The 22,941-nt window shown below is 39.8% G+C and carries 35 protein-coding genes; 31 read left to right on the top strand and 4 right to left on the bottom strand.

Annotation, left to right across the window (positions count from 1 at the left end; all coding sequences use genetic code 11):
• Positions 1-47 precede the first annotated feature (47 nt).
• The 4 genes from F988_RS08835 to F988_RS08820 all read right to left on the bottom strand — a co-directional run bounded on the left by F988_RS08835 (position 48) and on the right by F988_RS08820 (position 2,266).
• Positions 48-446 carry a hypothetical protein gene (locus F988_RS08835; protein ID WP_004682591.1) on the bottom strand — a complete coding sequence of 133 codons (399 nt, stop codon included), beginning with the start codon at positions 444-446 and terminating at the stop codon, positions 48-50.
• A gap of 11 nt (positions 447-457) precedes the next feature.
• A complete protein-coding gene (locus tag F988_RS08830) occupies positions 458-1,045 on the bottom strand; it encodes a Panacea domain-containing protein (protein WP_004682590.1) in 588 nt (195 codons plus the stop codon).
• Positions 1,046-1,173: 128 nt separating this feature from the next.
• On the bottom strand, positions 1,174-1,473 hold the full coding sequence (locus F988_RS08825) for a hypothetical protein (RefSeq protein WP_004682589.1): 300 nt from the start codon (positions 1,471-1,473) through the stop codon (positions 1,174-1,176).
• Positions 1,474-1,516: 43 nt separating this feature from the next.
• The gene (locus F988_RS08820) at positions 1,517-2,266 is read right to left on the bottom strand and encodes a LexA family transcriptional regulator (protein WP_051061484.1); all 750 of its coding nucleotides are present in this window, start codon (positions 2,264-2,266) and stop codon (positions 1,517-1,519) included.
• Positions 2,267-2,377: 111 nt separating this feature from the next.
• Here F988_RS08820 and F988_RS08815 point away from each other — a divergent pair, with 111 nt between their 5' ends.
• The 31 genes from F988_RS08815 (at position 2,378) to F988_RS08665 (ending at position 22,904) form a co-directional block, all read left to right on the top strand.
• A complete protein-coding gene (locus tag F988_RS08815; protein WP_004682587.1) occupies positions 2,378-2,629 on the top strand; it encodes a Cro/CI family transcriptional regulator in 252 nt (83 codons plus the stop codon).
• Between the two features lie 8 nt (positions 2,630-2,637).
• Positions 2,638-3,018, top strand: coding sequence for a hypothetical protein (locus tag F988_RS08810; RefSeq protein WP_004682586.1), 381 nt, complete (start codon positions 2,638-2,640; stop codon positions 3,016-3,018).
• A gap of 44 nt (positions 3,019-3,062) precedes the next feature.
• Positions 3,063-3,404 (top strand): hypothetical protein, encoded by a 342-nt coding sequence (locus tag F988_RS08805; RefSeq protein ID WP_004682585.1) that lies wholly within the window; start codon positions 3,063-3,065, stop codon positions 3,402-3,404.
• Positions 3,401-3,697: a hypothetical protein gene (locus tag F988_RS08800; protein WP_004682584.1), complete on the top strand. Its 297-nt coding sequence runs from the start codon at positions 3,401-3,403 to the stop codon at positions 3,695-3,697. The genes F988_RS08805 and F988_RS08800 overlap by 4 nt, the downstream gene beginning before the upstream one ends.
• Positions 3,694-4,989 (top strand): DNA cytosine methyltransferase, encoded by a 1,296-nt coding sequence (locus tag F988_RS08795; protein WP_004682583.1) that lies wholly within the window; start codon positions 3,694-3,696, stop codon positions 4,987-4,989. The genes F988_RS08800 and F988_RS08795 overlap by 4 nt, the downstream gene beginning before the upstream one ends.
• Positions 4,986-5,816, top strand: coding sequence for a DNA adenine methylase (locus F988_RS08790; protein WP_004682582.1), 831 nt, complete (start codon positions 4,986-4,988; stop codon positions 5,814-5,816). Before F988_RS08795 ends, F988_RS08790 begins: the two co-directional genes overlap by 4 nt.
• Positions 5,813-6,769 (top strand): DUF1376 domain-containing protein, encoded by a 957-nt coding sequence (locus tag F988_RS08785; RefSeq protein ID WP_004682581.1) that lies wholly within the window; start codon positions 5,813-5,815, stop codon positions 6,767-6,769. The genes F988_RS08790 and F988_RS08785 overlap by 4 nt, the downstream gene beginning before the upstream one ends.
• On the top strand, positions 6,766-7,512 hold the full coding sequence (locus F988_RS08780) for an ATP-binding protein (RefSeq protein WP_004682580.1): 747 nt from the start codon (positions 6,766-6,768) through the stop codon (positions 7,510-7,512). Before F988_RS08785 ends, F988_RS08780 begins: the two co-directional genes overlap by 4 nt.
• A gap of 154 nt (positions 7,513-7,666) precedes the next feature.
• Positions 7,667-7,876 (top strand): hypothetical protein, encoded by a 210-nt coding sequence (locus tag F988_RS08775; protein ID WP_004682578.1) that lies wholly within the window; start codon positions 7,667-7,669, stop codon positions 7,874-7,876.
• A complete protein-coding gene (locus F988_RS08770; protein WP_004682577.1) occupies positions 7,873-8,286 on the top strand; it encodes a DUF1064 domain-containing protein in 414 nt (137 codons plus the stop codon). The genes F988_RS08775 and F988_RS08770 overlap by 4 nt, the downstream gene beginning before the upstream one ends.
• A complete protein-coding gene (locus tag F988_RS08765) occupies positions 8,287-8,958 on the top strand; it encodes a hypothetical protein (protein WP_004682576.1) in 672 nt (223 codons plus the stop codon). It begins immediately after the preceding gene.
• A 323-nt stretch (positions 8,959-9,281) separates the two neighbouring features.
• Positions 9,282-10,508: an ATP-binding protein gene (locus tag F988_RS08760; protein ID WP_004682575.1), complete on the top strand. Its 1,227-nt coding sequence runs from the start codon at positions 9,282-9,284 to the stop codon at positions 10,506-10,508.
• 51 nt (positions 10,509-10,559) lie between these two features.
• Positions 10,560-11,204 (top strand): putative metallopeptidase, encoded by a 645-nt coding sequence (locus F988_RS08755; RefSeq protein ID WP_010589254.1) that lies wholly within the window; start codon positions 10,560-10,562, stop codon positions 11,202-11,204.
• Positions 11,205-11,250: 46 nt separating this feature from the next.
• Positions 11,251-11,733: a DUF2280 domain-containing protein gene (locus F988_RS08750; protein WP_004682573.1), complete on the top strand. Its 483-nt coding sequence runs from the start codon at positions 11,251-11,253 to the stop codon at positions 11,731-11,733.
• Complete coding sequence (gene terL / locus F988_RS08745) at positions 11,711-13,237, top strand: phage terminase large subunit (protein WP_004682572.1); 1,527 nt, start codon at positions 11,711-11,713, stop codon at positions 13,235-13,237. The genes F988_RS08750 and terL overlap by 23 nt, the downstream gene beginning before the upstream one ends.
• Before the next feature lie 8 nt (positions 13,238-13,245).
• Positions 13,246-14,580, top strand: a complete 1,335-nt coding sequence (locus F988_RS08740; RefSeq protein WP_004682571.1) for a DUF1073 domain-containing protein — start codon at positions 13,246-13,248, stop codon at positions 14,578-14,580.
• Positions 14,525-15,337: a phage head morphogenesis protein gene (locus F988_RS08735; RefSeq protein ID WP_026040031.1), complete on the top strand. Its 813-nt coding sequence runs from the start codon at positions 14,525-14,527 to the stop codon at positions 15,335-15,337. The genes F988_RS08740 and F988_RS08735 overlap by 56 nt, the downstream gene beginning before the upstream one ends.
• 48 nt (positions 15,338-15,385) lie before the next feature.
• A complete protein-coding gene (locus F988_RS08730; protein ID WP_004682569.1) occupies positions 15,386-15,577 on the top strand; it encodes a hypothetical protein in 192 nt (63 codons plus the stop codon).
• 51 nt (positions 15,578-15,628) lie between these two features.
• Positions 15,629-16,828, top strand: a complete 1,200-nt coding sequence (locus tag F988_RS08725) for a DUF2213 domain-containing protein (protein ID WP_004682568.1) — start codon at positions 15,629-15,631, stop codon at positions 16,826-16,828.
• Between the two features lie 12 nt (positions 16,829-16,840).
• Positions 16,841-17,311, top strand: coding sequence for a structural cement protein Gp24 (locus F988_RS08720; protein WP_004682567.1), 471 nt, complete (start codon positions 16,841-16,843; stop codon positions 17,309-17,311).
• Positions 17,312-17,317: 6 nt separating this feature from the next.
• A complete protein-coding gene (locus tag F988_RS08715) occupies positions 17,318-18,292 on the top strand; it encodes a DUF2184 domain-containing protein (protein WP_004682565.1) in 975 nt (324 codons plus the stop codon).
• A gap of 13 nt (positions 18,293-18,305) precedes the next feature.
• Entirely contained in the window at positions 18,306-18,695 is a 390-nt protein-coding gene (locus F988_RS08710) for a hypothetical protein (protein ID WP_004682562.1), read from the top strand.
• A gap of 9 nt (positions 18,696-18,704) precedes the next feature.
• A complete protein-coding gene (locus F988_RS08705) occupies positions 18,705-19,088 on the top strand; it encodes a DUF4054 domain-containing protein (protein WP_004682560.1) in 384 nt (127 codons plus the stop codon).
• Between the two features lie 9 nt (positions 19,089-19,097).
• The gene (locus tag F988_RS08700; protein WP_004682558.1) at positions 19,098-19,283 is read left to right on the top strand and encodes a hypothetical protein; all 186 of its coding nucleotides are present in this window, start codon (positions 19,098-19,100) and stop codon (positions 19,281-19,283) included.
• Positions 19,284-19,290: 7 nt separating this feature from the next.
• Positions 19,291-19,767, top strand: a complete 477-nt coding sequence (locus tag F988_RS08695; RefSeq protein WP_004682557.1) for a hypothetical protein — start codon at positions 19,291-19,293, stop codon at positions 19,765-19,767.
• A complete protein-coding gene (locus F988_RS08690; RefSeq protein ID WP_004682555.1) occupies positions 19,760-20,200 on the top strand; it encodes a hypothetical protein in 441 nt (146 codons plus the stop codon). Before F988_RS08695 ends, F988_RS08690 begins: the two co-directional genes overlap by 8 nt.
• A 64-nt stretch (positions 20,201-20,264) precedes the next feature.
• The gene (locus tag F988_RS08685) at positions 20,265-21,032 is read left to right on the top strand and encodes a hypothetical protein (RefSeq protein ID WP_004682554.1); all 768 of its coding nucleotides are present in this window, start codon (positions 20,265-20,267) and stop codon (positions 21,030-21,032) included.
• 6 nt (positions 21,033-21,038) lie between these two features.
• Positions 21,039-21,350 carry a hypothetical protein gene (locus F988_RS08680; RefSeq protein ID WP_004682553.1) on the top strand — a complete coding sequence of 104 codons (312 nt, stop codon included), beginning with the start codon at positions 21,039-21,041 and terminating at the stop codon, positions 21,348-21,350.
• A gap of 29 nt (positions 21,351-21,379) precedes the next feature.
• Positions 21,380-21,604: a hypothetical protein gene (locus F988_RS08675; RefSeq protein WP_004682551.1), complete on the top strand. Its 225-nt coding sequence runs from the start codon at positions 21,380-21,382 to the stop codon at positions 21,602-21,604.
• A 75-nt stretch (positions 21,605-21,679) separates the two neighbouring features.
• Positions 21,680-22,348, top strand: coding sequence for a hypothetical protein (locus tag F988_RS08670; protein WP_004682550.1), 669 nt, complete (start codon positions 21,680-21,682; stop codon positions 22,346-22,348).
• Positions 22,338-22,904 (top strand): hypothetical protein, encoded by a 567-nt coding sequence (locus F988_RS08665; RefSeq protein WP_004682549.1) that lies wholly within the window; start codon positions 22,338-22,340, stop codon positions 22,902-22,904. Before F988_RS08670 ends, F988_RS08665 begins: the two co-directional genes overlap by 11 nt.
• The last annotated feature ends 37 nt before the right edge of the window (positions 22,905-22,941 follow it).

Genomic DNA, 22,941 nt, shown 5'->3' with positions numbered 1-22,941 from the left:
AGGCAAAAGAAAACCCACACAGGGTGGGTTGAATAGAGTAAAATTCTTTATTTAAATAATTTTTTATATTTTCTAGGTGTAAATGAGGAATCTTGGATTCCTAAAATAATTCGATTAAGTAGGTCAACAGATACTTTCTCAGCAGGGCGATATACACCTGTATTTACACATTGGCAGACATGTTGATGATCCATGATTTGGATTCTTTCATAAAGAACATAACTTTGATGTTGGATAAATGAATGCTCTCCAGCTTCAATAATGCAAGCAGAATCAATTTTCTTTTCGGTAGTTACAGATGTAAAATTTACAGAAACAATGCAAAGTCTCTTGCCGTAGCCTTCTTTGGGGTAAGTATTAGGATCGAACAATACAACAAATAAGTGTTCCGTTGGCCCTGCCTGACAAAAAAATGCATCACCAGCTTCAGCTTTCCACTCTGACATTCAAAATCTTCCTAATGATTATTGATCATTTGAACTGACTGATTTATATATGCTTGTGATTCAAGCTGATCTATAATCTCCTTGGATAATTCTTGAGAAAATCCTAAGGCATTGAATAAATCATTATATTCAATAGGGTACATAGAAGAACCTGGATTACGCCATTCAGGGCAGTTATCATGAGTATAGTCGACTAGATCCCATTGATTTTTTCCACCAAACTCAAACCATATTTGTTTTAAAACAGTGATGTCATTATCACTTAACTCTAGAAGATCATCATCAGATTGAATTTCAATATTGGTTTTTAATGCAATATCATGGTTTGTACGATCGGAAATAAATTGATCCCAGTATGTTTTTTTCTGACTACCATGATTGATCCTATCCAATGTTAAAGATAGGACAGGGCCATTTTTCATAGATACGAGACTATCCCCAACGATTGGCGTGTGGAACATCTCAAAGGATTTTCGTTCCGATAAATACAGCAACTTCATCAACTTTAAGATGTTGATATTTTTATGCTGTGTCTGCAATAAAAAGAAAATTGCTGCTTCTGTCAATTTTTTTTCATTGAATAAAAAAATATTATCCATAGCAAAACAATCTCAAATTTTGAAAAATTTTTTTCATTTTAAGAAAATCCAAATTTAAAGTCTATTAATTTTCAGTAACGAAACACTTTTGGCGTTGGGTTCATAGTTTTAATTTCCCCCAAAATCATTTAAACACTGTATTTTTCTAAAAACTCATCAACCCAGCCTTGTGCTTGATCTAAATTGCTTATGTCTGCAAGTTTTAGATTTGTACTCTCAGCTTCATTAAAACCCTCAATAATGGCTTCAAAGATATTGGCCTCACTAATGACCTCACGCGCTATTTCTGCGGCATCATAGCTTTGCTTGGCCTTTTTAAGTGATGCTATTTGTTTATCAATACCATCACCAATCTTGCCCAGTGCTGCCTTAAATTCTTGTTTGTTAATAGATAAGGAAGTTTTTGTTTTATTCAGTGTAGCGATCATGATTTTATTCCTGTGAATGTCTATATAGGGTTTACGGTTTTTACTATGGTTTAACCAATGCAGACTCTAACCGACCAACAAAACTCAACTCATTAAGCTGCTCTTTTGTAATTACCTCATCTGGATACTTTTTCTTATCTGGATTGTCGCTTTGTAGGCGTACAGTTTTTTCATCACCATAACTGATGAAAACCCGTTTCATACGCAATAGATTATTATGTAGAAATACATAAACATCACCGCTAATCATTGCTTCAGTATCAATTGGGGAAATATCAACGAATAAAGGGCTATCGGGAGCCACAGTAGGCCACATACTATATTCAGCAGAGTAAATAACTCTTAAATTTTTAGGATTTGCCTTAATCCCAAGTAATTTCAATATGTTTGGATCAATATCCAGATAATCTGTAATATCTTCTAAAAAATTTGCAACACCATCCCCACAGGATGCTTTCACATTTTTATGCACTGGAATACGAACAGTGTTTTTCTTTTCATCTGATGGCGCAAATCTAATAGGGGAGATATAGACCTCATCTTTTTGGGGAGATGATATTTTTTCTTCAATAACAGGAGAGCCCGTCCCATTCGCCAGCCAAAGAGGATTTACATTTAGGTGTTTGGCAGCCCGCAATAAATTTTCACCCTCCATAGTCTTAGATTTTCCTGATAACCAATCACTGACCGATGGCGGCTTCACACCAACAGCACGCGCAAGATCAACCCCCTTAATTTTTTTCGATGGTAAAACTTCCATAGCATATCTAAGGCGTTCAGCAAGCGTATTCATAAAAACCATCCCCATACTGTTAGGTAATCCTAACATGAAATAAATTAGGTGTTCCTATTGATTTAAAATAAGGAATGCCTAATAATGATGTTAATAAATTAGGAGCACGTTATGAATGACGTACAACTTATAGAGGCTCTAGGTGGTGTAAGTGCAGTGGCAAGATTGCTTGATATTACTCCTGCATCAGTTAGCGGTTGGAACGCCATACCACCAGACCGAAAAATCAGACTTGCTGTAATTGCTGAAGATTTGGGTATTGCCACACGAAAAGAGCTATTCCCAGACAATTATCAAGATATCTGGCCCGAGCTTCGACCATATCGCAAACCCAAGAAGCAAACAAAAGCATTAACCGCTTAGGAGCAATGATGAGCAAAGTATCAACAGAATTAACTGCAAGCGCTAGAAATAGCATTTCACGCGTCATGCGCGTCCTTGCAACCATTAACAATGCACAGATTGCAGAGTCAATTGGACTTGATCCAACCACATTCTCAAGAATGAAAAATGACAAGAAAAGCAATGGTTTGAGTGACTTTGAAAATACTTGCGCCGCATTGGATGCAATGGGATTAAAAATTGTACCTAAGAAATACAAGTTAATTCATAAGGAGAAACTTGCTGCCTTATTGGCAATGGCCAAAGGATATATGGGGCGGCTTAATTCTGTAGATGACCTTTTTCAAGATGATATTGATGATTTTGGAATCGATATTGAGCTTGGATATAACGAAAAAGAAAAAGCCTGATGGACTAGATCAGGCTTAGGCATTCATAACTATAGGAAATGAACATGACAAATATATCAAAACCAGTGGCAGCGAACAACAGTGATTTTATTGTAGGTGACACGGTTGTTTTTATTGATGAATCTAAACCTGATCATTTGATGACTGTAACTCAAGTGCAGAAAAATGGCTTGTTACTCAATGGAAATAACAGTTTTTCACTTAATCATCTGATTCGTCATGCCACGGTTGCTGAGTTTATAAATCAACGCCGTTTGCCAGCATTAACCACTTTTGGTGATGATCAGCACATTGAAAACAACATTTCTCCAAAATGCAGAACGATTTCCAATGATGTGCAGATCCATTTGAGTAATGCATTAAAAGCTCAAAAGGAGGTTTCATGAACTCCAACTTTCAAAAACAACCAGAGTTTAAACAAACTCAACAAGTTCAATCATTTTATGAGTCTGCTTTACGTTTGCTTGGTCATTTGTTTGAGCAGAAAAAGCAAAACCTGCGCAGTAAGGGTTATGACGAAAACAATGCAGCGGTTACCAAAGCTGAGTTTACTGAAGCTATGGCTCGTCAATTTCGAATTACACAATGGTTGGCTCAACAGATTGTGACAAGTCTTATTAATGCTGATCGCGTCAACTCATTTGGTGGCTACGTCAAGCCAAAGGATGGTGAAGTATGAGATACGGTTCGGTTTGTTCTGGTATCGAAGCTGCCACTGTTGCTTGGCATGAACTCGGCTTTACACCTGCATGGTTTGCGGAAATTGAAGATGCGCCAAGTTTAATTTTAAACCATCACTATCCAGATGTGGTGAATCTTGGTGATATGACCTTAATTCGTGACAGGGTAAAAACTGGTGAAGTTGAAGCACCAGATATTTTGGTCGCAGGAACACCTTGTCAGGCTTATTCAGTCGCTGGTTTACGTCAATCACTTGATGATGAGCGTGGACAATTAACTTTGGAGTTTTTAAAACTAGCCGATGAAATCGATTCAGCAAGACTTATTCGCGGGCAAGAGCCCTGCATCGTTGTCTGGGAGAACGTGCCAGGTGTCCTCAATGTCAAAGACAACGCTTTCGGCTGCTTTCTGGGGGGATTGTCAGGTGCGGGGTGTGAACTCAAGCCGTCAGGGAAGCGATGGACAAACGCTGGTTGTGTGTTTGGACCATCTCGACAGGTCTATTGGAGAGTCCTTGATGCTCAACATTTCGGACTCGCCCAACGCCGTAAGCGCGTGTTTGTTGTCGCAAGTGCTAGAACAGAAAGTATCGGAGAAATACTTTTTGAGCGAAAAAGCCTGCACGGGGATTCTACGCAGAGCGGCCGCAAAGGGCAAAGTGTTACCACCAATTGTTCAATTCACCCTACAAGAGCAAGCCAGACTATTAGCGGCAAAACCTACACTCCACCCATTCTAGCATCCCACGGCGAAAAGAAATGGCTGGGTAATCAAGAGGCTTTTTGCGGTGATTACTACATTAAGCAAGCCATTGGTGTTGGTGGCATGACGGTAAACGCAGCCATTTCAAATGAATTGTATCCAACGCTCATGGCAAACAATGATCGAGGATATGTTGTTAAGACTTATGGTATTGGCTTTAAGGAAGAACAGGCACCAACGCTTACAACAATGGATCGGCATGGTGTCGTTTTATGTGGCACCAAAAATGATGCCTTGCGTGATCTGTCTGTAAATATAGCACCCACTTTGCGTTGTGGTGGTAAAGGTGGTGGACCTATCCAGCAAGCAATTTTTCAACACATACCGCCGTATATTTTCTATTTGGCACGTTACTTAACAGAAGTTGAGTGTGAACGTTTACAAGGTTTTCCAGATAATTACACCAATGTGCCTAAGGTTCCAGCAGGAAAACGCTACAAAACCATTGGCAATAGTATGGCTGTGAATGTTATGCGCTGGATTGGTGTCCGCCTCAAATTATATTTACAGGGGGCGACATTAATATGACAAGTTTTACACATCCCCTCATGCGGTATCACGGTGGAAAATTCCGAATTGCAGACTGGATTATTAGCCATTTCCCTCCTCATGAGACATATGTTGAACCATTTGGTGGTGGAGCATCTGTTCTTTTGTCAAAACAGCCAAGCCGTATGGAAGTTTATAACGATCTTGATAGTGATGTCGTAAATTTCTTTGAAGTTATACGTGATCCAAATCTTTCAATTGAATTAGCGAAACAAATTGAGCTCACGCCATATTCACGCACTGAGTTTTTAAATGCTCGAGCTGATACCACATGTAAGGTTGAGCAAGCTAGACGTTTGGCGATACGTGCACAAATGGGCTTTGGTAGTGCTGGTGCAACAAAAGGCAATACAGGCTTTCGACTTGATACTGCAAGAACTGGCAGCGACATTGTGACTATTTGGCAGCGCCAACCAGAATTAATACTTCAAGCTGCTGAAAGACTTAAAAAGGTTCTGATTGAGAATCGTGATGCAGTCAAGGTAATTCAGGATCATGACCGTAAAGATACTTTGTTTTTTGTGGACCCTCCATACGTTCTTGATACCCGAAACATAGGCGGAAAGGCATATCGCCACGAGATGACCAATGTAGATCATGAGCAGCTTGTATCAGTCCTAAAAGCTTGCAAGGGAAAAATCATTTTATGTGGATATGAACATCCAATTTATGAAGCACTAGATTGGAAAAAAGTTAAAAAGTCTGTTGCAGCATCAGGGCAATCTGGTTCTGTTTTGCGTGAAGAAGTGCTTTGGATAAATCCACAAGCTGAAAATCAACATGATTTATTCAGTGAGGTGTTATGAGTAATTTAAAGACTCCACTCACGCCAAAGGAATGTGACGTATCAAGTTTTCCATTTATGCCACTTGATATTGACCGTCTTTTGAATTCTGAAACATGGATTCTTGGCGAAGATTCAGAAAAAGTTGCAAGCATGACACTTTGGTTGAAATCGTGGTCACAAATTCCTGCGGCAAGTATTCCAAATAATGACAAGATGCTTGCTCACTTATCTGGCATGGGTAGCAAGTGGAAAAAGGTAAAAGAACACGCATTACGCGGCTGGGTAGATGGTGGTGATGGGCGTTTATATCATCCTGTAGTGGCCGAGAAAGCACTGGAAGCATGGCTTGAAAAGCTTGCCAGCGCTATCTCTGGCGCACAGGGCAATGCCAAGCGCTGGGAAATTCAGATAGATACTTCTGAGTTGCAGGCTCAACTATGCGATGCAGTTTATAGATTAAAAAGTATCGCCCCCCAATCCAAAGCCTTAACAAAGAAGATTGCCAAAATTGTCGAGTCCCGATCGGGGGGCGATGGCAACCCTAATCCTGTCGGGATCGCAACAGATAAGACACAGAATAGAATAGATAATATTAATACACACACACTAAGCGAAAACGAAAATTTTGCTCAGAGCGATTCTTGGAAACCTGAATTTGAAATCCTGTTGAACGTAATTCGACAAAGCATGGGTGTTCAAGCTGAGCAAGTTATCTCAATGGCAGATTACGAATTTCACTTGGGTAACTTCAACGCCCACTGGGAAAACAAAACAGATCTCACCGAAAACCAACGAACGAGAAAGTTTGCTCAGTGGTTGATTCTTGAGTTCAAAAAAATCAAACCATCTGGACAACAGAAACCATCAAGCAAAACAAATACCACGGTGAACAGAAATGTGAATGACGCGTGGGGCGAGCCACAGGATTACGCGCCTGCTGTCGATGATATTGATTTGGAGGGTATGCTGTGAACGCACTAGCAAAAGAACTCACTAAAAAAATCACAGAAACCGATCGGTTTTGTGAAAAACACAAAGAGCGGATGATCAATGTTGGTGGTCGAGATTTCTGCAAAACATGTGCTTTGAAATCAGTTGAGCAGGCGCAAATTGATCATCATCAAGCTGTGAATCGGATGGTTCGTGAAAAACACTTTGCGGGCGCAATGCTTCCAGATCGCCATCTTGAGAGTGGTTTTAAAAATTACATTGTTCAAAACCAAGGTCAGAAAATTGCTAAATCACAGTGTCAGTCTTTTGCTAAAGACTTCAACGGTGGTGTCAAACGAAATCTAATCATGGTTGGAAGAACTGGCACAGGTAAAACACATCTTGCATGTGCAGTTGCTAGAAACGTTTTAGATCAGCGTAGCTATGTTCGGTATGTCACCAGTGAAGATATGGCAAACGAGATTGCAAACGCTTGGACAAAAGCGGATGACAGCGAAGCAAGCGCTGTGTGGCGGTTTACTGATTACGATCTTTTAATCATTGATGAATATGGTTTGCATGACCAACATGAAAGTCGCTTACAGCTTGTCCACAAGGTTTTGTATTCACGCTATGACGCTAAAAAGCCAACAGTTTTAATTTCAAACTGGACTAAGGAGCAACTCAAGGACAATTTGGGCGATCGACTTTGGTCTCGCTTTCAGCACGATGGACTTACGATTGTTGAATGCAATTGGGCTGATGCGCGTGCAGGAGAAGGGTGATGAATCTAAAGATTGGCCATAAATACAAGTGGAAGCATGAACCACAAATATTGATCTATGTCGGTAAAAAGAATGGGTGGCACCAGTTCACATTAAATGGGTCGGTTTGGTGTGAGGTTTTGGATTCTGATCTTCATATGATGGAGCAAAGCCAATGAGTTTTTGTGTTGGAGACCTTGTTCGACCTGATGGGGATGCCTTTAAACAAGCAGGTTGGAATCCTCAAGGCGAGTTACGAATTTCTTTCATCAAGAAAGGTAAAAGAACTGGGATGTTAGTTGTTCAAGCTAAAGATGAGCGTGGATACAAGTACACAGGATTTGAAGATTGCTTCGTGAAAGTTACGGAGAACAAATCTAAATGACATCAATGAGCGTCGAACAGTACCGCCGTGAAATCTTAAAGCAGTTGGACAAGCCTAAGGCTGCTAAACGCAACAAATTCAATGCCAGCAAAGTTGAATGTGACGGCATGACCTTTGACAGCAAGAAAGAACACAAACGGTACATCGAGCTTAAAGCAATGCAACAACGGGGTGAGATATTCGGTTTAGAGCATCACACTAAATTTGAACTAGCACCAAAAACAAAACTTGAGGGAGAGAAAAGGGCAAAGCCAGCATTACGTTATTTTGCTGATTTCACTTATTACATCATCACTGGCGAGTATGTCGTGGAAGATGTGAAGTCAGAAGCCACCAGAAAAAAAGACAGCTATAGAAACAAAAAGCACTTAATGAAAACGGTTTTTAATATTGATGTGAGAGAGGTTTAAGTGAGCGAATATACAGATTCAATGGTTGTGCACAATTTACGCCGTTTTTTATTTGAACCAACACCACAGAAAGTTGATTTTACATTGTTGGATTTGGCTCAACGGTGCATGGATGGATCAAAAGATGAAGTGGTAGGTGCACCAATTTTGGGCAGCAAAACCAATAGCGCTGCATTAATGATGCAGAGCATGTCACCAGAACCTTATGCAATGCTTTGGGCGTTGGTGCGGTCAATTAGACCAGGTGATCGGCATTTTGCTTTATTACATAACTTACTTACCAGCGAAGTGCGTCTTAAATTTTTAGAAGATGGATTCAAAACCAAGCAAATCACATCCAAAGATGCAGCAAAAGGTGTGGCACGTTCTGCAATTATCCAGTTTTTATTTAAACGTGGTATTTGCACTAAATGTAATGGCAAAGGTTTTGTGTATTCACAAGATGATCGTAAGCATATTGATTGCAGTAAATGCGAGGGTAAACGAGAGAATGCCTACAATCAATCTGAGCGGCATCGGATTTCAGGTCTAACTATTGCACGTAAAAATTATTTAAAAATTTATGATCAATATGAAAAATACGCATTGGGGGTTTTGGGGGATTGGCGATTGGATTTAGATGCTCATTTGCGCGGTCATTTCTATAAAGTTGCTGAAGAATATAATTTGTAATTGCATAGGTGCAAAAAACAGGGTATATTTTTCTATACTGGTCGAACTGTAAGTAATTGACCAAATGATAAGCCTGCATTTATATGCGGGCTTTTTTGTTGCTTAAAATTTATTAAAGTTGCTTGTGACATGCACAAGTGATTAAACGGGAGAATGAAGATGAAAACAGTAATTTAAAATGATTTGGATGGCTTAGAAGATTTTTTTAATAAATTTTTATATAAAAATATTAAAAAAATGTTAGGAAAGGTTTAATACCATTTTATTAGCTTCAATAAAATGGTATAAATTTAGTCCTAAGTATAAATTTATTAGGCTCTACTATGAATCTTTCAAATCCCTTTAGACCAGGTGCGGGGCATATGCCTCCATATCTTGCAGGTCGTGAAGCTGAAAAAGATGAATTTTTGAAGTTGTTAAGCCAAACTACAATAATGCAAAATCTAGTTTTGACTGGATTGCGTGGAGTTGGAAAAACAGTTTTATCTGAGACCTTTAAACCATTAGCTCAAGGAGGTGGATGGTTATGGGTTGGTACAGATTTGTCTGAAACAGCCAGCATCAGCGAAGAAAATATAGCTATTAGATTATTAACAGACCTTTCACTTATCACATCATCTATACCTATAGGTGTTGAAACATCACATTCAATTGGTTTCATAAAAGAACAAAAAGCACAAGAATTTAAAACTTTAAATTTTGAAGTATTAGTAGGAATATACAAAAGCACACCAGGCTTACCTACTGATAAACTTAAAGCTGCTTTAGAGACAGCATGGAAAGTAATGCAAGGTTCTGGAATAACCAAAAAAGGAATCATATTTGCTTATGATGAAGCTCAAAATTTGTCAGATCATGCTAGTAAGGAGCAATACCCGTTATCTCTGCTGTTAGATACTTTTCAGTCTATTCAGCGCAAAGGTATACCATTTATGTTGGCCTTAACTGGATTACCTACATTATTCCCAACATTGGTTGAAGCTAGAACTTATGCTGAACGAATGTTTAGAGTTATTTTCTTAGATAAATTGAATACTACGGATGTGAAGGCGGCTATTACAAAGCCGCTTGAAGGTCATCCATTGAAGCTTACAACTGAATCAATAGAAATTATTTGTAATATATCTGGTGGTTACCCTTATTTTGTTCAATTTATTTGTCGTGAAGTTTATGATTTATTTATAAATCAGTTTGAAAATTCCATGCCAACAGGTGTACCTCAACAAGAAATAATAATGAAACTTGATACTGATTTTTTTGCTGGGAGATGGGCAAGAGCTACTGATCGACAGAGGGACTTATTATATGTTGTTGCACTTTTAGAAAATTGTGATACAGAATTTTCTGTGCAAGAAATTCTAGAAAAATCAAAAGAGTTGGATGATTCAAAACCATTTAGCTCTAGCCATATTAACCAAATGTTATCAACACTGATTAATTCTGGATTAATTTATAAAAATAGATATGGAAAATATTCATTTGCTGTCCCATTGCTAGGACAATTTATATTAAGACAAAAGACGCAATTGGGTGTTATCTATCCTAAGTAAGTTTTAAAAAATGCAAACCCTCTTCGGAGGGTTTTTTAATGGGTGAGATTTATGAAAGAAGTCGGTTTTGTAATTCAGCAACGTCCATATCCACCAGAATGGATTTTCGCCTTAGACACACCAAACTTTGCACCAGCACCTGAATTATGGCGATGGATAAAGTCTATTTTCCTCAATCCTGAACATAAGCTATTCAACCCTGATCATACACATCTGGGAGCATTCTACTATCCGCATATCGCCGTGATGTGGGCAAAAGGTGGATTTAAAAAACAAGGTCGCTTTGTCGTTGGCCAAGCTGAAAAGATCATGATCAATGCTGGGGGCTGGAAGAAAGAACGGCAGGAAGAACAGTATTATCAATGGTTCAATGATTTGCCTGAGTACTTAATCACGATTGATGCAACCTATGCACAGCAAGCTAATGATGTTGATTTCTGTGCTTTGATCGAACATGAGCTTTATCACATAGCTCATAAGAAAGATGAATGGGGCATCCCATCCTATAACCGTGAAACTGGTAAGCCTAAGTTGACGATACAAGGTCATGATGTTGAAGAGTTTACTGGCGTTGTTCGCCGTTATGGAGCAAATCAGGAAGTTCAAGAAATGGCTAATGCTGCAAATCAACGTCCTACGGTAGCAAAAGCTGATGTTTATCATGCTTGCGGAACTTGCTTTCTAAGAGTGGTTTAAATTTTTTTGCCATTCTTCTTGGATGTACTTGGATGGAATGGTGGAAATGGCACGTATTACCAAAAAGGTGAAACTGTTCATCGTTAGGATGCTTGCTGAGTTTGAAACACCAACCCAAACATCCAAAACAGTTAGAGATATTTTTAATGTTGATGTCACCCCACAGCAATGTGAAGCCTACGACCCAACTAAAAGAACTGGACAAGATCTAAGTCAGGATTTGAGAGATAAATTCTTTGAGTATCGCCGTATAGCAAACCAAGAACTTGAAGCTATTCCTATTGCCAACATGCGCTATCGACTACAGCTTCTACAGGGTTTAGTTGATAAATACCCAGACAATCCAGTTTTGATTCCGAAATGGGCAGAGCAAGCGGCAAAGGAAATGGGCGGGCAATATACAAATACAAGCAAAACGCAATTAACAGGTGCAGATGGTCAACCTTTAAACCCTGAGCATGTTACTCATGTTGTAGCTACGCCTGAACAAATAAGGCAGGCAATGGATGAACTCGAAAGTAAATACTAGTCTGCTGGAAATGCAGTTAGAACGAGAACGATGTGAGAAAGAGCATTTATTCTTTACACGGCGTTTTTTCTTACCTCGAATGGGCTTTAAGTTTTCGGTCAATTGGCATCATGAATATATTGCAGACAAGATTGATCAGGTCATATCAGGAAAAGTTAAAAACCTAGTCATTAACGTTCCACCTGGTTCGGGTAAAACTGAATTACTGACAAATCTAATCGCTCGTGGCTTAGCGAGAAATGCACGATCACGGTTTTTGTATTTGTCGTTTTCTCAGTCACTGGTTGAGGACGTATCAGCCACGGCGCGAAACATTGTCAAATCAGTAGATTTTCAAAGTCTGTGGCCAGTCAAAATATCAACCAGTACAGATGCTAAATCTAGTTGGAAAACTACCGTTGATGGTTACGATGCTGGGCATGTTTATTCTGCTTCAATGGGTGGGCAGGTCACAGGTCGCCGTGCAGGTACATTAGCAAATGAGGGATTTACAGGGGCAATCATTCTGGATGACCCATTAAAGCCCGAGGATGCATTTAGCAAGTCAGCTCGTAAGAAAGCCAATCGTAAGATATTGAACACGGTCAACTCACGTAAAGCTAAATCAGACACACCAATTATTTTGATCATGCAACGTTTGCACGTTGAAGATCCGACTAATTTTGTGATGACTGGCAACGTACCGGGTGAGTGGGAACAGATCAGCATTCCCGCTTTGATTGATGATGACTACATCAACCGATTACCAGAGCATATTCAAGCCAAGATACCGAGAGATGTAGAGCGGGATCAACATGGCCGCCAAAGCTATTGGCCATTAAAAGAATCACTTCAATCGTTATTACAGCTCGAAAAGGGCGGTGAGGATAAAGACGGTGCGACGGTCTCACGTTATACGTTTGCCAGTCAGTACATGCAGAACCCTAAGAAGCTCGGTGGCGATTTAGTTAAGTCTGAATGGTTCCCACGTTATGTAGAGTTACCAGTCCTTAAATGGCGTGGGATATGGGCAGATACGGCACAGAAAGTTAAAAAGCATAACGACTTTTCCGTGTTCCTATGCGCTGGTCTTGGCTATGACAATAATCTCTACATCATTGACTTAAAGCGCGGTAAATGGGAAGCACCAGAACTATTAAAAGAGGCTAAGTCCTTTATTAATAAACACAAGGAAAGCAACACAAAGATCGGCAAGCTTAGGTATATGGCGGTAGAGGATAAATCCAGTGGTACTGGATTGATTCAGACTGTTGTTAAAGAAACCACATTACCTATAAGGGCGATTCAGCGTGATGAAGATAAGCTCTCACGGACTATGGACGTAATTCTTTATGTTGAAGATCGCCGTGTTTGGTTACCTGCAAGCGCACCTTGGCTTTTGAATTACATAGAAGAGATTGAAGGGTTGACCGCTGATTGGACACATGACCATGACGACCAATGGGACCCGACCGTTGATGCGATTAATGATTCATTAGCAAGCAAGCCAACTGTATTTGATTAGGAAAATTTATGTCTGAGACTAAAAAGCCCGATGCTATTGGCGATGCTGGGGCATATACAAATTTTGTTTCCAATATTGGCACAGGGCGTGACAAAGCATCACATGGGCATTTCGTAAAGAAAGTTATTCCAGATGATCAACTTGAAGCGGTCTATCAGCATTGGCTGGCCAAGCGTATTGTGAATCGACCTGCCAGTGACATGTTGAGAGCGGGTTGGTTTTATGAAGGGATTCAGGATAAAGACTTGGCAAAGCTTGAGGAGGCCTGCAAACGGTTTAATCTTGATAATGTCTTATTGTCTAGTTTGATTTTATCTCGCTTGTACGGCGTTGCATACGTTCTGCTAGGTACTGTCGATGGTGGTGATCTTGATCAACCTTTTGATTTAAACAAATTGGGCATAGGCCGTTTAGAGTTCTTTACGGTGCTTAAGAAGAAGTACATTGAGGCAGATACCACAAAGTATTTGCCCCCGAGTAAAAGTGGTGGGCTCATTAAGCAACCTGAGTATTACAAACTCAAGCTAGATGGGCAATCGACACAACGGATCCACCACACTCGCCTTATTAAGTTTTGCCATGCCGATGTGGTGAATGAAGAACCACAGAGCGTATTGCAAGAAGTATATGAGGAACTGCTAGACCATGCTGCAGTTAAAAAGGGTTCGGCCAGTTTGGTCCATGAATCAAAAATCGATGTGATTAGTACACCAGGGTTGGTGGACAAAATCAAAGAGGATATGAAGGCAGTAGCGGAACGATTCTTGAGTGTAGGCCTGTTAAAGAGCATTAACGGTATGATCGTTTTAGACAAGGAAGAGGAATACGACTCTAAGACCTATAACTTTGCAGGTCTGCCAGACATGATGCGCGAGTTCTCTATTCAAACGTCTGGTGCAGCTGATATCCCTTATACCATTCTATTTGGCCAATCACCTGCAGGCATGAATGCCACGGGTGAACATGACACCCGCAACTATTATGACAGCATAGCCACAAAGCAAACATGGACGCTAAAGCCTTTCATGATGCAACTTTTAGCTGTGATCTGTCAGACCACTTTTGGTCGATTAATACCAGGGCTTGGGGTGGTCTTTAACCCATTATGGCAACTAGACGCTAAAGTCCGATCCGAAGTTGAAAAGGCCAATGCTGAGCGCGATGCTAAATATCTCGATATGGGAGTTATTACTGAGCCACAGATTGCACGTCAACTCGTTATTGACGAGGTTTACTCTGTGATTGATGAGGTCCACATCAAGCAACTTGAATTAATGGTGACGCCAGATGAAGACAATAATCCAGATTCTGAAACCCCACCTGCAGGAAACGAAGAAACGTAAAAAGGGGCGTAGGGCAACAAAGCCAAGGCCAGTAAAAGTAAATCGCCGTATAGAGTTTTACTATATGCGGCAATTATTGGCCATTTCTAAATATTGTCAGGATCAGACAAAGGAATTAATCATACCAACAGTTGGCCAGAATATCGGTGATGCTTGGTTTTCTGACATGATTGCGGCGTTTAAAGGAAAGCTTACTAAGTATGTAATAGAGATTGCTAGGCCAATTGCTCAGAAAGTTGTCGGTGACACAACTAAAGACGTGGACAAGCAAATTGCTGAACATACCAAGTCAATTATCGGGGTGGACCTAACGCCGTTTTATCGTGCTGCTGATATCCAGGATGTGGTTGATACCAATATTGAGGCGAACGTTGCTTTAATCAAATCAATACCACAGCAATACTCTGACAAAGTTGAGGCACTTGTATTAAATGCATTGCAGACAGGCCAGACAAACGAAGAGTTAGCAAAGGAAATTGCAAAGCTTGGCCAAACTACCGATTACCGTGCACGTTTAATTGCAGCAGATCAGATGGGTAAGATTAATGGCCAGATCAACAAGGCACGTCAGTTATCCATGGGGGTTGAAACTTACACCTGGCAAACGGCCAAAGATGAACGAGTGCGTTTAGACCATCAGCATAAGCAGGGTAAGACATTTCGTTGGGATACACCACCAACGGGTGGGCATCCTGGTGAGCCTATTCGTTGCCGATGTACGGCGTTGCCAAATTATGAGGATATTTTGATTGATTAAATTATTTAACTTTCATAAAGTTAGGAATTATCACATTGGAATTTTATTATGCAAGTTGAAATCGTTGGCCATGATCTTCTAGCAATTGATGCAAATTTAGAAGTGTTACCACGGATTGGTGAGTCATTTCTTGGTGTAACTAGGCACGGTGAAGAGGTTTCAGGAACTGTGCGAGATGTAGAACATAGTTACAACGCTGCCAGAGGTGAACATTCCATTAGAGTCTATTTAAAGCCTTAAATTATCTTAATCATTTACCCACTTCGGTGGGTTTTTTTATGGGCGCAATTTATGAAAATAATTTATCAACTCAAAGTTGGTGACTTTGCGCCAAGCGAATCCTCACGTTCATTTACCAAAGAAGGGTATCTGAAATGCGTCAACGTTCGCTTGGCCAAAGCACCTCAGGTACGCCAGTACCAGGCATATGAGTTTTCAAACTTAGAAGGCTTTACACCTGATCAGACGATTAATGTTTATACGCCTGCAGACGAGCTTTTTAAACCTGAAGCCGTCCAAAGCTTCAATGGCGTAGATGTTACTGACTATCACCCACCTAAGAACGAGATTAACGCCTCTAACTGGAAGGATTACCACATTGGCTACTGTGAGAATGTGCGCCAAGAAGGTGATTACCTAGTCGGGGATTTGCTCATTAAGGACAAGATCAGTATCGATCTTATTCAAAGTAATGAGCGTATCGAGATGTCCCTTGGTTACGCAGCAATTTTAGTTCTTGAGCAAGGTATAGCACCAGATGGCACGCCTTATCAAGCTAAGTTTATCAATTTTAACGGCGATCACATGGCGCTGGTGAAATACGGCCGTTGCGGTGGTGATTGCCGCATCGGTGACCAAAATCACAATCATCCAAACGAGGATAAAACAATGGAAGTATCAGTAAACGGTATGCGTTTTGACATTGGCGATAACAAAGCCCTGGCAGATGCATTAAAGATTCAAGAAGAGCAGCTGAAGAATCTAAAGGCTGCAAAATTGAAAGTAGGTGACCAGCAATTTTCGATTGGGGACGAATTAACGGCCGTTCAAGCGGTTGTAGATAAACTCCATACAGATAAAGCCACACTAGAGCAAAAAGTTGGGGATTTGGAACGAAACCAGATTACACCTGAAAAGTTGGAACAGGCCGCAACTGAACGTGCCGCCGTAGTTGCCGATGCCAAAGCGTTAGTACCAACGATTAAAACGGATGGTTGTAGTTGTGAGCAGATCAAGCGTGATGTGATTGCAGCTAAAGCCGGTGATGCTTTGGTGGGCGCATTATTAGGATCTGTTTCGGTAGGTGATGCCAAGACTGAGCAGATTGATACCGCTTTCCGTGCGCTGTCTGCAGTTAAAGGTACGGTACCAACAAATCCAGTGAATGATGCTCTTAATTTCCAACAACAACAAAAAGTTGGAGATCAAGATCCAAACTTGGGTAAACAAGAGCAGGGCTATAGCAAAGCGACTGCATATAAAACAATTTAAGGAAGGAACATCATGGTTCAACAATATGATGCTGCACCTGGTATGAAAGCTCGTTTAAATGGTCCAGAAGATATTTTATCTTTACCGTTTTCGGGTGCTGGTGTGGCCAATGATGGTGATGTGGTCATTATTAATACTGATGGTAAATCAGTTTCCAATGTGACAGATGCAACCAATAAAAAATATGGGGTAATTATTCGCCATGGTGTTGGTAAGTCTGGGAAGAATTCAGCTGGTAAGGAAGCATACCAAGCCACTGACATGGTACCAACCATGACAATTGGATCACTTTGGGTAAAAGCTACAACACCTGTAACAGACATTACAGCAAATGTATATGTCAAAACTGCCAATGGCACAACTGATGCGCCGTTAGGTTCCTTATCACCATCTGCTACAGATGGTACTCAATTGCCTAATGCATCATGGGAGACGATTTCCAATGCACAGGGTTTAGCTGTTGTACGTTTACGTGGGGCATAACAAATTATGAGTAAACTCGCTCAGATGAAGCTACGATTGACTCCCGTAGCTCAAATTGTTCAAGCTGCTATTGGTGATGCATTCAACTTTGATGCATTGGCACAGCTTTTTGTCAAAATTGAAGAACAAAACGAAATCACACCGCAACTTGAGCAGGTCATGGACTATGCCAAGTACATTCCTGTGATGCCTGTAAACGGTGTCTTTGGTGGTGGTGAGGTGCTTTCACGTAAATGGGGCGTTGGTATCGGTAAAGACTATGCGGGTACTGGCAATGATATCCCATTGGCTGAAGTTGAATATGACACGGTTGCATTGCCAATTAAGGTTGGTACGATTGGTTATCAATATTCAATTATGGAGCTTGAAGCTGCTCAAAAACTTGGTATGACCTTAGAAGCCGATAAAGTTCAGTCAGCACGTTTAGCGGCAGAAAAGCATTTAAGTCAAGTTGCATGGTACGGCAATAGCAAAACTGGTGTTAAAGGCTTCTTGGATCAGACAGGTGTAACGGTTGTTACTGGTCAGCATAATTGGGCAACAGCCACAATTGAACAGATTCTTGGTGATTTTAATGCCAGCCTTTCTGATTCCGAAAACCTATTTGATGGTGATGTATCGGTACAGCCTGACACATATCTCATGGCATCAAACCAATATATGCATTTATCAACACGTGTGGTACCTGATTCAGGTGGTAAGACATTCCTTAAATATATCGAAGAAAATAATATTTTTACCACACAAGGTAAGACATTAACGATTCGTGGTTTAGGGCGTTCAAATGGTAAAGGTACCGCTGGCGCAGATCGATCAGTGATTTACCGCCGTGATCCATCGTGCATCCAAATGAAATGTGATGATGTTTCATTCTTGGCTGCTCAACCTGCAGGTTTGGATATCAAAGTACCTGGTCATTATAAATATCAGGGTGTTTGGTTGAAGCGTGTTGATTCGCTTCGCTATTTGGATCATGCATAAGGTTTAAATCACTATGAAATATTCATATTTATATAGCGGCTTACAAGCCGCTTTTGTTTTTTCTGGACTTGCTGTTTTACCTACTGGTGTGCCGACTTCTGTTGATGAAGATGTACATAAAGCTTTATCTAAAAATAAGTTTGCTAAACATCTTATCGATTCTGGTGATTTAACAGTTACTGAAATTGCTGACGATGGTGTAACAAAATCAGCAAGTAAAGGTTCAACTGGTGGTCGCGGTAAAAGTGGAAAGCAAGATGGTGCCGCAACCGATGCAGCGAAAGCAGCTGAAGATTCGGCATTAGCCACAGTTCAGGCTGAATTAACTGAACTTGGGATTACTTTCGCTGATGACGAAACGCTTGAGCAACTTCAGGCGAAATTAACCCAAGCCAAAGAATAAGGGTGAGCTATGGATCCGCAGACGTTTCGGGAAAAATTTAAATCAGATTCCCAACTTTATAATTCTAATGACACTGAGATAACGGAAGTTTTGGAAGAAGCTGAAATTGTTGTTTCTGTCATTGAGTTTGGAAAATTGAAAGAACGTGCTGTAGGTCTATATGCAGCACACATTCTAAAAGTTCAAAAAGCCAATCCAAATGGTACAGCTATTTCAAATGCTTCAAGTATGTCTATTGCTGGTCAGAGTGTGAGTTATGCCCGATCATCAAAAGAAACATTCTATGATCAAAGTATTTATGGCCAACGTTATTTGGCATTAAAAAATTCAATCCCGATTGATGATAAAGGCACTAACCCTAATAGTTTGGGTGTTGGTGCATTTGTCATTTAGGAGAAATGTATGTCATTTAAATATCAAGCACCTGACTTATATAAATCCACATGCATTGTGGTTGCTGGTCAGTCATATGAAGTTAAAAATGGTTTAGTCGAAGCTAAAGAAGATATTTACTTTGCACTACAACCAATAGGTTTTACCCGTTATGTGGATGAACCCAAAAAAGCTGTAGCGGGTACTGCAAAATAGGTGACTTATGGTTGATTCTGTAGATGTTCACATTCAACTCAACGAAGAAAATAATCGTGTAAAGGTTGAAATACGTCGAACAATCACAGCATTAACCTTAAAACTTCAAAGGATGGTGCAAGAAGACATGCTAAGCGGTCAGAGGCTGAATGTTCAATCTGGGCGGTTACGTGGTTCACTTGCCTCAAAAGTTGAAGAGTCAGGCGGTGTGATTGAAGGGATTGTTTCAGCTGGTGGCGCGCATGTTAAATACGCATTTATCCATGAGTTTGGATTATCTGCTGCACTAAGTATCAAAGAGCATTTAAGACATATCAAGCAAGCCTTTGGCAGACCTATCACGCCACGCGATGTTCTTGTCAAAGCACATAGTCGTAATGTAAATGTTAAAGAGAAGCGGTTTATGCGTGATTCACTGGATGAAATTGCCAAGATTGTGCCCAAAAATATCGACAAGGCGATTGAGCGAGGTTTGAATGGATAGTGAAATTATTTACCAAGCCTTATTTGATCGTCTTTCAGATATTCAAGGTGTGGTTTCAGTCAGTCGGCGTCTAAAACATTTTAATATAGTTCATAACGATCAACGTCCAGCATTGTTTGTTACGCAAGGAAACCAAGCTGAAAATCCTGTAAAGGGATTGAATGCCAAAATAATCCTAAGTGCTGATTTATATTTATATGTTTATGAAGCGGATCCAGTTAAAGCAATTTCGACGCAGATTAATACCTTTGTTGATGCAATCCGTGAAGCTATCAAACCTGACTTTCCAGAAATATGTGAGTATCAAACCTTAAATGGCTTGGTTGAGCATTGTTGGATTGATGGAACGATTGAAGTTTATGAGGGTGTGGATGGAATGCTGGATGGACAAGGGATTGCAATCATCCCAGTTCAAATTTTAACAACCAACTAAACAATTAACCTAATTGATGACCGCCTTAGATGGCGGTTTTGTCATTTTTGAGAGGTCAAAATAAATGGCTCAATATTTATTTGGTGCTGGCAAAATTTTTGCTACACCTATTTTAGATGTTTATGGACAACCTATAAGCAATCCGACACCTGTTGAGGTCGGAGTGATGCAAAACACTTCAGTAGATATTTCATATGATATGAAAGAGTTGTACGGTCGTGGACAGTTTGCTGTAGATGCGGCACGTGGAAAAGGTTCAATCAAGTGTAAGGCCACGATTGGACGGATCAGTGGCGCATTACTTAATTCAATTTTCTTTGGTGGTGTGATTGCAGACGGCGGACTTGAAGTTGTCACTCAAACCATTAACGGCGAAAAAATTGCAACAGGCGGAACAGTTACACCTGTGGTGCCAAATGCAGGTACTTATGTTAAAAACCTCGGTGTGACCGATGCCAAAGCTATTCCATTAACACGTGTTACTACAGCACCAGTGGCAGGGCAATACAGTGTAGATGAAGCAACAGGTGCGTATACTTTTGCTACAGCAGATGTAGGCAAAGTTGTTTTTATCAGCTTTAAATATTCGGCAACTGTGGCGGGTGCTAAATCAGGCTTAGTGAATAACTTAGATATGGGTTATACCCCTGAATTCGCAGTGAACCTGCAGCGTGAATATAAAGGCAAGTTTATGGGGATGGAATTTTTCCGTTGTACCAGTAACAAACTTGGGTTTAGCTCTAAACAGGATGATTATGATCTTCCTGAATTCGAGTTTCAGCCGATGGCTGATGACCTTAACCGCGTATTTTCTTGGAACACTTCGGAGTAACCATCAATGCAGTTTAAAGAAATTGAAAATCCACGCGGTACCACGATTCAAATTGACGGTCAGCCATTCGTTTTTGCGCCGTTGTCGCTTGGTGCAGTTGAAAAGCTTTTACCAGCATTACAAGGCTTTCAGCCAAATGATGTTGGTACAGTGATTGATGTTGCACATAAATCTTTGAAGCGTAATTATCCTGACATCACACGCGAAGATGTAGCAGATATGCTTTACATGGATCAGCTTGAAGAAGTTATGGCTGCGGTAATGTCGGTGTCAGGTCTGAAAAATAAAGAAGCACAAGAAGGTGAATCGGGGGAATAGACTGGGAGGAGCTTTATACTCATTTAGTGATGACTACAGGTAAGGAATACGATTACATCCGTGATCATTATGATTTACCCAGAATCAAAGCATTGAATGAGTATCACACAAAGTTTCCTCCCGCTGATGTTGGAATTCAGCGTCTTTGTCGAATTTTAGAAGCATTTATGGGGATTGAAGATAATTCAAATCCACAAGATGACGACGATGACGAAGATTTAGAAGAAATGTTGAATGCATTCCCACAAGGGTAACTACGGTTGCCCTGATTGATTTTTAAGTCTTGGTTGGGTAGAGTTTTGAGGAATTTACAATAGCCTTGGTGTGGAATGAAAAATATTATTAGACTATTCTTGATAATTTTTATATTAAGCTCATTTAATGTTTACGCGGAAAAATTTAGTGAGCGTTTTCCTAATTTAATTAAAGATGGGGTGTTGATTAAGGAAAGTGATTATTTAGCCCAAGGACTAAAGCCATATTATAAAGATAGCGAAATATACTTTTTTGAAGATACAAATGTGTTTTTTGAAATGAAGCTTTTGCCTTTAGATACAATAATGATAAGAGACATGGATAATGATGTTGCTAACTTTGGCTATGGTCTGCTTCATAATTATCCAGATCAGTCATGGCAGGTTAAGTGTACGAAGGATAAAATAACTGACCAAGTTACATGTGCAATTTTCAATAACACTGTAAATATAATGCACACGCGTAACCGCAGGATGGTTTCATCAACTAAAAATATGAGCAATCTTAATTTTAAAAAGGAACAGTTACTACGAATTGATAAAAATAAGGCTATTTCCGTTAATGGTATTTTTGAAAACGAAAAATATAACCAAATTGTAAGTCAGATGAAAAATGGGATTGATGTAAAAAGCCGTTTTTATGATTTAAGTGGGAATGAATATAACAATGAAGCTAATTTACAAGGCTTTAAAGAAGCTTATTTATATATGACTAAACTTGAAACGAAATTGAATGCACATTGATATGCAACTATTCAATATAGATCTAACAGATTGGTGGTTACAGACGTTTTTTAATTCGGAACGAGAACTGATTGTTAAGGAATTTACACCTAACGCCATGGGTTTTATTGGACAACATGATAAAGAACCAATTTTCACAGTAGACTCGTTTGAAATAAAAGATGAAGCAATCATTCCATTTTTGGAAAACCTATCCATATGGTTAAAAAAGTACGATAAAATTTCAAAAAAGATATATGCGAAATTTTTAGAGGTGTCTCAACTTGATCCAATATGTAATGTTGATTTACTTATAAATGACAAAGAGTATCGTAATTGGATCATTGCTAGGCATTTAACTTTATACAACATTCATTGCCAGCAGAGGTTGGATGTTGAAAGTATTACTTTTAATTATGGTAATTACGAGCCAGCACCTGATATTTGCAAGGAATTGAGTGGTAAATCATTCAGTTTTATAAATGACAGAGATGTTATCTTTTCACACTGGGAAATTTACAAGCCGACTTGTAGATGTGTGTTACTTCCAGACTACGAAGATATCTTGATAGATTAATAATTACACCATTTAAAAAAACTAAGCCACCTTCGGG

Source organism: Acinetobacter parvus DSM 16617 = CIP 108168 (genome assembly GCF_000368025.1).
In the GTDB taxonomy this organism is placed as follows: domain Bacteria; phylum Pseudomonadota; class Gammaproteobacteria; order Pseudomonadales; family Moraxellaceae; genus Acinetobacter; species Acinetobacter parvus.
The sequence above is the reverse complement of the archived record's forward strand: the minus strand, read 5'-3'. Positions and strand labels throughout refer to the sequence as shown.

What these genes read in the sequence shown, in the direction of transcription:
- F988_RS08835 (WP_004682591.1), bottom strand. Translation starts at nt 446, where the DNA reads ATGTCAGAGTGGAAAGCTGAAGCTGGTGATGCATTTTTTTGTCAGGCA.
- F988_RS08830 (WP_004682590.1), bottom strand. Translation starts at nt 1,045, where the DNA reads ATGGATAATATTTTTTTATTCAATGAAAAAAAATTGACAGAAGCAGCA.
- F988_RS08825 (WP_004682589.1), bottom strand. Translation starts at nt 1,473, where the DNA reads ATGATCGCTACACTGAATAAAACAAAAACTTCCTTATCTATTAACAAA.
- F988_RS08820 (WP_051061484.1), bottom strand. Translation starts at nt 2,266, where the DNA reads ATGAATACGCTTGCTGAACGCCTTAGATATGCTATGGAAGTTTTACCA.
- F988_RS08815 (WP_004682587.1), top strand. Translation starts at nt 2,378, where the DNA reads ATGAATGACGTACAACTTATAGAGGCTCTAGGTGGTGTAAGTGCAGTG.
- F988_RS08810 (WP_004682586.1), top strand. Translation starts at nt 2,638, where the DNA reads ATGAGCAAAGTATCAACAGAATTAACTGCAAGCGCTAGAAATAGCATT.
- F988_RS08805 (WP_004682585.1), top strand. Translation starts at nt 3,063, where the DNA reads ATGACAAATATATCAAAACCAGTGGCAGCGAACAACAGTGATTTTATT.
- F988_RS08800 (WP_004682584.1), top strand. Translation starts at nt 3,401, where the DNA reads ATGAACTCCAACTTTCAAAAACAACCAGAGTTTAAACAAACTCAACAA.
- F988_RS08795 (WP_004682583.1), top strand. Translation starts at nt 3,694, where the DNA reads ATGAGATACGGTTCGGTTTGTTCTGGTATCGAAGCTGCCACTGTTGCT.
- F988_RS08790 (WP_004682582.1), top strand. Translation starts at nt 4,986, where the DNA reads ATGACAAGTTTTACACATCCCCTCATGCGGTATCACGGTGGAAAATTC.
- F988_RS08785 (WP_004682581.1), top strand. Translation starts at nt 5,813, where the DNA reads ATGAGTAATTTAAAGACTCCACTCACGCCAAAGGAATGTGACGTATCA.
- F988_RS08775 (WP_004682578.1), top strand. Translation starts at nt 7,667, where the DNA reads ATGAGTTTTTGTGTTGGAGACCTTGTTCGACCTGATGGGGATGCCTTT.
- F988_RS08770 (WP_004682577.1), top strand. Translation starts at nt 7,873, where the DNA reads ATGACATCAATGAGCGTCGAACAGTACCGCCGTGAAATCTTAAAGCAG.
- F988_RS08760 (WP_004682575.1), top strand. Translation starts at nt 9,282, where the DNA reads ATGAATCTTTCAAATCCCTTTAGACCAGGTGCGGGGCATATGCCTCCA.
- F988_RS08755 (WP_010589254.1), top strand. Translation starts at nt 10,560, where the DNA reads ATGAAAGAAGTCGGTTTTGTAATTCAGCAACGTCCATATCCACCAGAA.
- F988_RS08750 (WP_004682573.1), top strand. Translation starts at nt 11,251, where the DNA reads ATGGCACGTATTACCAAAAAGGTGAAACTGTTCATCGTTAGGATGCTT.
- terL (WP_004682572.1), top strand. Translation starts at nt 11,711, where the DNA reads ATGAACTCGAAAGTAAATACTAGTCTGCTGGAAATGCAGTTAGAACGA.
- F988_RS08740 (WP_004682571.1), top strand. Translation starts at nt 13,246, where the DNA reads ATGTCTGAGACTAAAAAGCCCGATGCTATTGGCGATGCTGGGGCATAT.
- F988_RS08735 (WP_026040031.1), top strand. Translation starts at nt 14,525, where the DNA reads ATGAAGACAATAATCCAGATTCTGAAACCCCACCTGCAGGAAACGAAG.
- F988_RS08730 (WP_004682569.1), top strand. Translation starts at nt 15,386, where the DNA reads ATGCAAGTTGAAATCGTTGGCCATGATCTTCTAGCAATTGATGCAAAT.
- F988_RS08725 (WP_004682568.1), top strand. Translation starts at nt 15,629, where the DNA reads ATGAAAATAATTTATCAACTCAAAGTTGGTGACTTTGCGCCAAGCGAA.
- F988_RS08720 (WP_004682567.1), top strand. Translation starts at nt 16,841, where the DNA reads ATGGTTCAACAATATGATGCTGCACCTGGTATGAAAGCTCGTTTAAAT.
- F988_RS08715 (WP_004682565.1), top strand. Translation starts at nt 17,318, where the DNA reads ATGAGTAAACTCGCTCAGATGAAGCTACGATTGACTCCCGTAGCTCAA.
- F988_RS08710 (WP_004682562.1), top strand. Translation starts at nt 18,306, where the DNA reads ATGAAATATTCATATTTATATAGCGGCTTACAAGCCGCTTTTGTTTTT.
- F988_RS08705 (WP_004682560.1), top strand. Translation starts at nt 18,705, where the DNA reads ATGGATCCGCAGACGTTTCGGGAAAAATTTAAATCAGATTCCCAACTT.
- F988_RS08700 (WP_004682558.1), top strand. Translation starts at nt 19,098, where the DNA reads ATGTCATTTAAATATCAAGCACCTGACTTATATAAATCCACATGCATT.
- F988_RS08695 (WP_004682557.1), top strand. Translation starts at nt 19,291, where the DNA reads ATGGTTGATTCTGTAGATGTTCACATTCAACTCAACGAAGAAAATAAT.
- F988_RS08690 (WP_004682555.1), top strand. Translation starts at nt 19,760, where the DNA reads ATGGATAGTGAAATTATTTACCAAGCCTTATTTGATCGTCTTTCAGAT.
- F988_RS08685 (WP_004682554.1), top strand. Translation starts at nt 20,265, where the DNA reads ATGGCTCAATATTTATTTGGTGCTGGCAAAATTTTTGCTACACCTATT.
- F988_RS08680 (WP_004682553.1), top strand. Translation starts at nt 21,039, where the DNA reads ATGCAGTTTAAAGAAATTGAAAATCCACGCGGTACCACGATTCAAATT.
- F988_RS08675 (WP_004682551.1), top strand. Translation starts at nt 21,380, where the DNA reads ATGACTACAGGTAAGGAATACGATTACATCCGTGATCATTATGATTTA.
- F988_RS08670 (WP_004682550.1), top strand. Translation starts at nt 21,680, where the DNA reads ATGAAAAATATTATTAGACTATTCTTGATAATTTTTATATTAAGCTCA.
- F988_RS08665 (WP_004682549.1), top strand. Translation starts at nt 22,338, where the DNA reads ATGCACATTGATATGCAACTATTCAATATAGATCTAACAGATTGGTGG.